The organism is Porcipelethomonas sp. (assembly GCF_051893655.1).
In the GTDB taxonomy this organism is placed as follows: Bacteria; Bacillota; Clostridia; order Oscillospirales; family Ruminococcaceae; genus Porcipelethomonas.
Genome location: NZ_JBJFHN010000107.1, coordinates 1 through 8,332 on the forward strand (window position 1 = coordinate 1; position 8,332 = coordinate 8,332).

At 39.3% G+C, this 8,332-nt stretch carries 7 protein-coding genes and 1 pseudogene; 2 read left to right on the forward strand and 6 right to left on the reverse strand.

The genetic code is table 11. The annotated features are described in order from the left end of the window. From ACI4WO_RS06265 to ACI4WO_RS06290, 6 genes and pseudogenes are all read right to left on the reverse strand, one after another. On the reverse strand, positions 1 to 225 hold a 225-nt coding region (locus ACI4WO_RS06265), incomplete at its 3' end, for a zinc ribbon domain-containing protein (protein ID WP_439806705.1). A gap of 30 nt (positions 226 to 255) precedes the next feature. Next, a pseudogene (locus ACI4WO_RS06270) lies at positions 256 to 315 on the reverse strand (hypothetical protein); the annotation flags it as partial. Positions 316 to 359: 44 nt separating this feature from the next. After that, a complete protein-coding gene (locus tag ACI4WO_RS06275; RefSeq protein ID WP_439806706.1) occupies positions 360 to 1,961 on the reverse strand; it encodes a recombinase family protein in 1,602 nt (533 codons plus the stop codon). A 149-nt stretch (positions 1,962 to 2,110) separates the two neighbouring features. Next, positions 2,111 to 2,383: a hypothetical protein gene (locus ACI4WO_RS06280; RefSeq protein ID WP_439806707.1), complete on the reverse strand. Its 273-nt coding sequence runs from the start codon at positions 2,381 to 2,383 to the stop codon at positions 2,111 to 2,113. A 284-nt stretch (positions 2,384 to 2,667) separates the two neighbouring features. Continuing rightward, positions 2,668 to 4,578 (reverse strand): recombinase family protein, encoded by a 1,911-nt coding sequence (locus tag ACI4WO_RS06285; RefSeq protein ID WP_439806708.1) that lies wholly within the window; start codon positions 4,576 to 4,578, stop codon positions 2,668 to 2,670. Between the two features lie 118 nt (positions 4,579 to 4,696). Beyond that, complete coding sequence (locus ACI4WO_RS06290) at positions 4,697 to 6,292, reverse strand: recombinase family protein (RefSeq protein WP_439806709.1); 1,596 nt, start codon at positions 6,290 to 6,292, stop codon at positions 4,697 to 4,699. Between the two features lie 426 nt (positions 6,293 to 6,718). On the opposite strand from ACI4WO_RS06290, the gene ACI4WO_RS06295 reads away from it, so the two are divergent. Together ACI4WO_RS06295 and ACI4WO_RS06300 are read left to right on the forward strand one after the other, a co-directional pair. Continuing rightward, entirely contained in the window at positions 6,719 to 7,069 is a 351-nt protein-coding gene (locus ACI4WO_RS06295) for a plasmid mobilization protein (RefSeq protein ID WP_439806710.1), read from the forward strand. Beyond that, on the forward strand, positions 7,009 to 8,332 hold a 1,324-nt coding region (locus ACI4WO_RS06300; protein ID WP_439806711.1), incomplete at its 3' end, for a relaxase/mobilization nuclease domain-containing protein. The genes ACI4WO_RS06295 and ACI4WO_RS06300, both read left to right, overlap by 61 nt.

Sequence of the window (8,332 nt, forward strand, 5' to 3'; positions counted from 1 at the left end):
AATAAGCTGATTTAAGGCTGTGACAAAGGCTTGCTTCAATACATCCTCATAAATTGTTCGTGCATGACACTCACCCTTTTTATCCAACCTTGAAGTGCAGCGCCACACGATAGACTTGCAGCCACGATTATTCCAATGCACTCTGCGGAACGGCTCTCCGCATTCGGCACAGTACATCAGATTCGTAAAGCAGTGCTTGGAACTAAAACCTCGCCGTCTCCCCATACAGTCAACTTGCGAACCTCGTCTTGCGATTTCTTCCTGTACCTTCAGGAATAACTCTTTTGGGATAATAGCTTCGTGATCGTCTTCAACATAATACTGGTCGTAATACGCTTAGGGAACTCTCTCTCTGCCAATTAAAAGATGCCGATACCCCAGAAAAACACCGAAATTGCGTTATCTCTTTTTGAGAGAGGCAACTTTTTGCTGGTGTTCTGGCATTTGCCAACCTCAATATGTTCAATAAAGTCGGCTAACACCTGTGGAGTGAGTTCCGTAACGGCATCATATTTTTTGATTGCCTGCATAAATAGTTTCAATTTATTGTTTGACTCGTTCTTTTCATTCAACTTGCCGATAAGTTCAGCAATCAAAGTATTAAGCTGTTCTTTTTCTTCATCGTAAGTCTTTTTCAGGCTTGCAAATAGCGAACCATCAATTTCACCTCTGACTTTTGCTTCAAACAAGCCTTGAATATACTTGTCGATTTCTGTGATACGAAGCTGTGACTTTTCAAGTTCAGCTGAAATAACTGCTTTGCTGTCATCAGATTTCTTTTCCAGACTCTTCTGAATGGTTTTGTAAAATGCATCGGGATTGGAGTTTGCCTTGCTGATGGTCCTCTGAATTGCTTTCAAGACCTCATCTTCAAGATATTTTTCAGGAACACCGTGAAAATAACAGCCTTTGCTTTTCCTGTAGGTTGTGCATTCATAGCAATAGAGAATGTCCTCTTGCTTCGTTCCGCACTGTCTGCCGTGCATTCTTGCATGACAGTCCATGCAGTACAGATAATCACCGAAAAGATACTTGTGCGGTCTTGATGGGTGACGTATCGTCTTTTCACGTCTGTCCTGAGCCATTTGGAACAATTCACGGCTTATAATTGCAGGATGCGTATCAGGAAAAATCTTGATTTTCTCCTCATCATTGTAAATGACTTTTTTGTTCTTGTACGATGTGATTTCAGTGCGGAAATTGACCGTATCACCGACATATTCCTGACGTTTGAGAATGGAAACAATAGTGGCACTGCACCACGAGTAAATATTCTCACCAGTGATAGGAATCCCTTTTATAATTTTGTGGTAGTACTGTATTCCGATTCGTTTTTCATCTTGCAGTTGTAATGCAATCTGATTTGTTCCCATTGCATGATGCACATACAAGTCAAAAATTTCCCTGACAACTTCCGCAGCTTCCTCATCAATCAGCCAAGTTTGTTTGTTCTCAGGCGTATTGTAATACCCATACGGCAGTTTTGATGTGATATGCTGACCGCTGTTTCCTTTTTGACGTACCATTGCACGCACTTTTTTGCTGATGTCACGGCTGTACCATTCGTTCATCAGGTTGTGAATTGGCAGTAAATCGTTCATGCCTTTGGCAGAATCCACGTTATCGCTTATCGCAATAAATCGGATATTGTGCTTTGGGAACTCAATTTCTACATACTGACCAACCATAAGATAATTTCTGCCGAGTCGGCTCATATCCTTGACGATTACTGCTCCAACCAAACCGTTTCTGATGTCATTCATCATACGCTTAAAGTCCGGTCTATTGAAATTTGTACCTGTATAACCATCATCAGCGTAGTAAGAAAGGTTTGTAAAACCATTAGATTCAGCATAATTCTTCAAGAGTGCTTTCTGATGCTCAATACTTCCGCTTTCTGCGTCGATTCCGTCATCGAAAGAAAATCTGGCATATAAAGCAGTAATTTTACCTGTCTGCATAAGTTTTCCTCCTTGCCGACAGGCTTAAAATTGCTACTTCTATTTTAGCGCAGATCTGAAATAAACGCAACCGCAAAAAGAAACTGTCGCCGAATCGTCGCCGTTTGTAACCATATTGCAGCAATCAAAATACTATGCGTTCTTCATATTCAGTTTTCAAGTTGCCGTAACTCATCGAAGCATATCGAACGAAGAATTTTCAAAGCCTTATGGAGCTTTTTTGACATTGCTTGTCTTGATATTCCGCAGTTCACAGCATATGCTTTGATTGTTTTGTAGTTTCCGTAATAGAAACCGATTATGACTTCAAATTTGTCCTTATGCAGATTTTTAAGTTTCAGAAGTGCCTGTTGCAGAGCAATCAACTGAATATCTTCTTGCTCAGGCGGAATATACATATTATCATAATAAACAGTAGTCATTCTTCTTTCTCGCTTGCTGACGTACTCCTGATGATAGAACAGTTTTCTGATTTCCTCATCAACTGCATACAGAGTGTTGAAGTCGGTGTATGGTCTGCCTATGTCATCATCTCCGAATCTACAGACAGGCTATTCAATTTGCTGTAATCATCATATCACAAATGCTTCGAAAAAGCAAATCAACACTTTTTTCAAGTTCCCAAATAATCATGGATTTTTTATTTGTGGAACTAAATTGGAAACAAAAAATACACCCGAACATCTTCGTTCAGGTGCAGTAAATATCACATATCATTCCTTATCTTATCATAAAAATCATTGAAACCTAACCCTAAAAACCGTCTTGAAAACCAATAGACATTTGACGTTTCAGGATAACCGAGCAAAGGATAAATTTCCTTTATCGTAAGTCCCTTTTTAATGGAATCAATTATAATTTCCTTACGTACTTCTATGATGACAGTCTGAAAATTTGTTCCTTCTTCTGCAAGAGCATTTTTCAGACTTCCTCGTTTTGTTGCCAATGTTTCAATAACATTTGCCATATCGCAACGCCTTTCCAGTAAAAGCTGTGGTGCAATTTCCTTGATACGTACTGAAAACGGTTTGAATCTGACATCAATCAGATTTGAAATATTGCCAAGTTCGTACACATAAATATCAATGATACGTTTTCCGTAATTCTTTTCACGCTGTCCCATTGGCTTGTCAATAACGATTTTTTCAATCAGAGTATCCACCATTTTTTTCGTCAGCACATCAAAATCAGATTCCGAATAGCTTGAAATTTGGTCAAGCATTTTTACCGCCGATACGTTTTCTTTGCATAACATCGACATTTTCGCTGTCACATCTGAAAGATATCGGAGTAATTCTTCTTTTTCAAGGCTTAACGTTTCTGATTCGCTTTTGAATTGCAAATCCGATATTTCACCATGAAATTTCTGTTCATAGATTTGTTTCAGAAGCCCGCTTATTTCATTCAGCCGGTTTTCTGTTGTACTGATTTGACTTTCCATTTCTGCCATTCTATCAAGTCCAAGTTTTGAAATGATGGCACTTTTATCCGTTTTTATGGCGATATGCAGCCGTTTCAGATAGTCAAGTGCGATTCTCCGCAGGTCGTTTTCCGTGATATGATTGGATTGACAATGATCATAAATCAGATATGTTTTACACTGAAAATAAATTTTCCCTTTTGCATTGTCACGTCTCATTTTTCCACCGCACATGGCACAAAAAAGTTTGTTCCTGAAAAACGTATCGTTTTTTCTTTCATTAGATGTTGAAAATGCATTCTGTGATATATTTTTTAGTTTTTCTCTTGCCCTTTCAAAATCTTCACGGCTGATAATAGCAGGATGCTGATTCTCAAAAATCATCCAGTTTTCTTTTGGAATGGATAATCGCTTTTTTATTTTGTAAGAAATCTGTTTTGTCTTAAAATTGACCGTATCACCACAATATTCTTGAAATCCGAGCAGCCGTCTTACAATCTGAAAACACCAATCATAGGAAGTATTGACGGTTGTGTATTTGTACCCCATGTACGCACTTGGTGTGGGAATTTTATTCGTTCTCAGATATTTTGCAATGGAATTGATGGACATATCCTGATTCAGAAACATATCGAAAATCAATCGTACAATTTCAGCTGATTTCTCATCAATTGCCCATCGGGTATAATCATTGTCAATCAGCTTGTAACCGTAAAGCGGACGGGATTTCAGTTTTACTCCGTTCATTCCGAGCGTGTGTTTTGCATAAGTGACTTTTTTGGAAATATCGGCTGCATACATTTCTGCAAAGATACTTTCAAAAGCAAACAAGTCATTTTCGGTACTATAAGAATCGTAGTTATCCGTTATGCCGATTACCCTGACATGATACTGCGGCAGAACGAGTTCCACATACTGTCCTACAAGGACATAATTTCTTCCGAATCGGCTCATATCTTTCACAAGAATTGTTTCGATGATACCATTTTCCACATCTTCCATCATTCGCTGAAAATCAGGTCTGCTGAAACTCGTCCCTGTATATCCGTCATCGACGTAATAGCGAAGATTTGTAAAGCCGTTACTTTCGGCATATTCTTTCAACAAAGATTTCTGATGCGTAATGCTTGCGTTTTCTGTTTCTTGTCCGTCATCATGGGAATAACGGCAGTACAAAGCTGTGATTTTTTCATACATAAAAATCAGTCCTCCCATATGCTATTCATCATTTAGAATAGCGCAAAGGAGGACTTTTTTCAATAGTTTTTGGAAAACTGTCGCCGAATCGTCGCACTTGTTACCAAAGTGCAGCAACTTAAATTAAACCAATGTCAACGAAATGTACAAGCACTCTGATTTCTGTTGTCGGTTTATTGTAAACGTTAGTCGTTTCAACTTCCTGAATTGTTATCTTTTCTATAAGCTGTTCTAAAATGTATCTGTCATCTTTGGTGATTTCTGTATCGGCAAACGTTCCTACTTTGGTCAAGAAATTGGCTACACTCTTTTTCTGGTCATCGAAGCTGTCAAGAAGAATAAGAAGATTTCCGTATTCATTTCGGAGCGATTCTGATTCAGCATTCATGCTCACGGTGATATTCGTAAAAGTTTCCTGCGAAATCTCCTGTTGCAGCTTCTGCTCAAAAAGAGCCTGTTCCGTTTTATTGATAGTATCAAGTCTTTCTGTGATTGCCTTAACTCGCTCATTGGTTTCACGGATTTTCATTTCATTACGCTGACAAATCCATCTAACAAGAGTACGTCTGCACTCGTTCTTATCCAGTCTGTACATATCGAAGATTCTCCGTACAGCGTTAAGAACGGAATCAATCACTTCTGCTTCCTGTATATAGTGTGAAGTACAGCCCTTCTTTTTACGATAGCTGTCACAAATGTAAACATAACAGTTCCCGCTTGCATATTTGCGGAAGTTCAGATACATTTTCTTGCCGCATTCATTACAAAACACCATATCATCAAGTAGATGTTTTTCTCTGGTTTGAATCACACGCTTGGTAGACTTGCGGCGTTTCTTTGCCTTTTCGTATTCCTCACGGGATATGATTGCTTCCTGCGTGTCAGGGATAATCGTAAAACTTTCTTCATCACGATAGCGAACCTGTTTATCTTTGAAGCTTGTATGATATGTTTTGAAATTTACTGTATCACCACAATATTCCTGACGTTTCAAAATAGCAGTTATACTGCTACCTGTCCAATGATATGGGTTCTTTTCTGTCCTTGAACCTTTCACAACACGGTTACGATAATGGGACGGTGCAGGATATTTTGCTTTCTCAAGTATACGAGCAATCTCTGACACCTGCATACCCTCATTGTAATATTTGAACACAAGTCTTACAACTTCTGCAGCGGGTTCATCTATGATCCAATGGTGACGATCATCTGGATCAAGCTTGTATCCGTATGTAGGAGTGGAAGCAATATGTCTGCCGCTGTTGCTTCTCGCCTTTAAGGAAAGCTTCTGCTTATCCGAAATATCCTTTGCATAATATTCGTTCATGATGTTTTTGAACTGCGTCACCAGACTGTCAGGGTCACTGGATTCCGGACCGTCATTCACGGAGATAAATTTTACACCAAATCGTGGAAAAATTACTCCGATATACTGACCAACTTCAATTGTGTTTCTGCCAAGACGTGACAGGTCTTTCACTATAAATCGCCCAACACGTCTGTGCTGAATAAGGACAAATGCTTCCTGAAATCCGGGTCTGTTAAAGTTTGTACCCGTATATCCGTCGTCGGTTACGATTTTGATATTGTAATAGCCTTTGTCGGCTGCATACTGTTTCAGCAGTGCAACCTGATTCTCGATACTCTCGCCGTCCTTGCCGTCCTCACTGGAACGTCGGGCATAGAGTATATCTAACTTGTCTGTAACATCCATGTTCAGAACTCCTTTCTGAATCATGAATACCGGTATTCTCAATCGAATTTGAACGTCCAATTGTTTATTAATTATCTGCATAAATTTAAGCCACAGATATTGTAGCATATTCAATATCAAAAAAACCTGTTGATGAATGTGAAAATGAACTTTGTATGTTAATATTCTGTAAATAATAAATTTATATCAAAAAAGCGGTTGCGTATCGTCTGATTTTTTACGTTATAGATGAGGGGGGATTTTTCGAAAAAGAGCCTACGGCTGACACAGTTGATTGGGAGTAGCAAGCAACGATGATGTGGCACGAACGGTCAAAAAATGATCGTCTGCCAATCATCAGCTTGTTAGGGAAGTTTCCCTAAGACCCTCTGAAAAAAGCACCTGACGGTGCAAAAATTAACCAACGATAAGGAGTAAGACCGCAGAATGAAAAGAGAAAAAGTCGATAAGCGTTATGTAATCAGGCTGACGGAATCAGAAGCTAATATGCTTGAAAAGCGTTTTGATTTGTCAGGAATGACTTCTATTAGTGCATATCTCCGTCAGCAAGTGGTGAATGGAATTTACCTTGAATACGACCACGAGGAACTGAAAAAAATACGGCAGTCAGTTATGAGTGTTGCAAACAATGTCAATCAGATTACTCACAGAGTAAACTCCACAAGCCGTATTTACAAACAGGAACTGTTTGAATTGCAGGAGGGAGTGGCGATGCTATGGCAACAACTTCAATCCATCCAATCCGAGTTACAGAAGCTAAATCCGTCCAATATATAACCAATCCCGAAAAAGCGGAGCGTGTAACTTGTTACGGTTGCAGAGGTTCAGCTGAGGATATTTCAAATCAGTTCGATATGCTCAGAGCATACGGAAAAAACACGGGAAGTGTTCTAAGCTATCACATTATTCAAAGTTTTTCACCGAATGAAGCTACAGCAGAACAGGTGCATCAGGCAGGACTTATGCTCTGCGATAAACTCTTTCAGAGCAAATATAAATATGTTCTTACAACGCATTCAGATACTAAACATATCCACAATCACATTATTTTTTGCAAGACCAATATGGAGAATTACAAAGCGTTTGGTACGCTTATGGATACGAAACGCAATCCTGCATGGAAGAAAATCCGTCAGCTTTCTGACGAGGTGTGCAAGGAAATGGGACTGTCTGTTGTGGAGTATGGAGAAATCGGCAAGGGTGTTTCGCACTATGAATGGTCGAAACAGCAACAAGGTACATCATGGAAAGCACAACTCCGTTATGAACTTGATTGCATTATTCAGCGATGTGATACGTTTGAGGACTTCTTTGAGAAATGCAGATTAAACGGAATAGAGGTTGTTTACAATCCGGATAAGCTTGTTTCTTTAAAGTTCCGTATGCAGGGACAGCAGCGGTATGCAAGAGCTAAAACACTCGGCTATTACTATCTGCCTGAGAATATTCAGCGTAGAATCAAACAGTTCTCATCACACAGAAAGATGATAATTGACAAGTCAAGATTTGAATCTAAAGGCTTGCAGTATTGGGCAGACATTCAGAATATGAAGAACGTTGCACAGATGATAAATATGCTTGAAAGCTACAATGTTCACAGCACATCGGAACTGAAAGGGACTGCTATGACAGTTATAGCTCGGCGTGGAATGATTACCCAAAGCATTGAAAATCTTGACGATAAAATAAACGATTTGTCCGAACAGATTGAACTTGTGCGGCAGTTTCAGCGTTCAAAGCCGTATCACGAAAAGTACAAATCTTTGTCAGGACGAAAGCAGAAAGACTATGCAAAAAATAACGCTCCCGTACTTGATGAGTACAAGAGCGTTGGAAGTCAATTAAAATCGTTATATCCTGACGGCAAATTTCCGTCAGAAACTTTGCTTGACTGTCAAAGGCAAGCGTTGTATGAGGAACGTGAAAAACTCTATGAGGAATATCGCTATCTCAAAAAAGAGTATGCTGATTTGGAAAAGGCAAGCCGAACGATTGACGATTACCTTGTAAGTTTGCGTGATGAGCCTGAACATAAAAGGA

Bases quoted from the DNA above. Each gene is read 5' to 3' on its own strand.
- ACI4WO_RS06275 (WP_439806706.1), bottom strand. From the start codon at position 1,961: ATGCAGACAGGTAAAATTACTGCTTTATATGCCAGATTTTCTTTCGAT.
- ACI4WO_RS06280 (WP_439806707.1), bottom strand. From the start codon at position 2,383: ATGACTACTGTTTATTATGATAATATGTATATTCCGCCTGAGCAAGAA.
- ACI4WO_RS06285 (WP_439806708.1), bottom strand. From the start codon at position 4,578: ATGTATGAAAAAATCACAGCTTTGTACTGCCGTTATTCCCATGATGAC.
- ACI4WO_RS06290 (WP_439806709.1), bottom strand. From the start codon at position 6,292: ATGGATGTTACAGACAAGTTAGATATACTCTATGCCCGACGTTCCAGT.
- ACI4WO_RS06295 (WP_439806710.1), top strand. From the start codon at position 6,719: ATGAAAAGAGAAAAAGTCGATAAGCGTTATGTAATCAGGCTGACGGAA.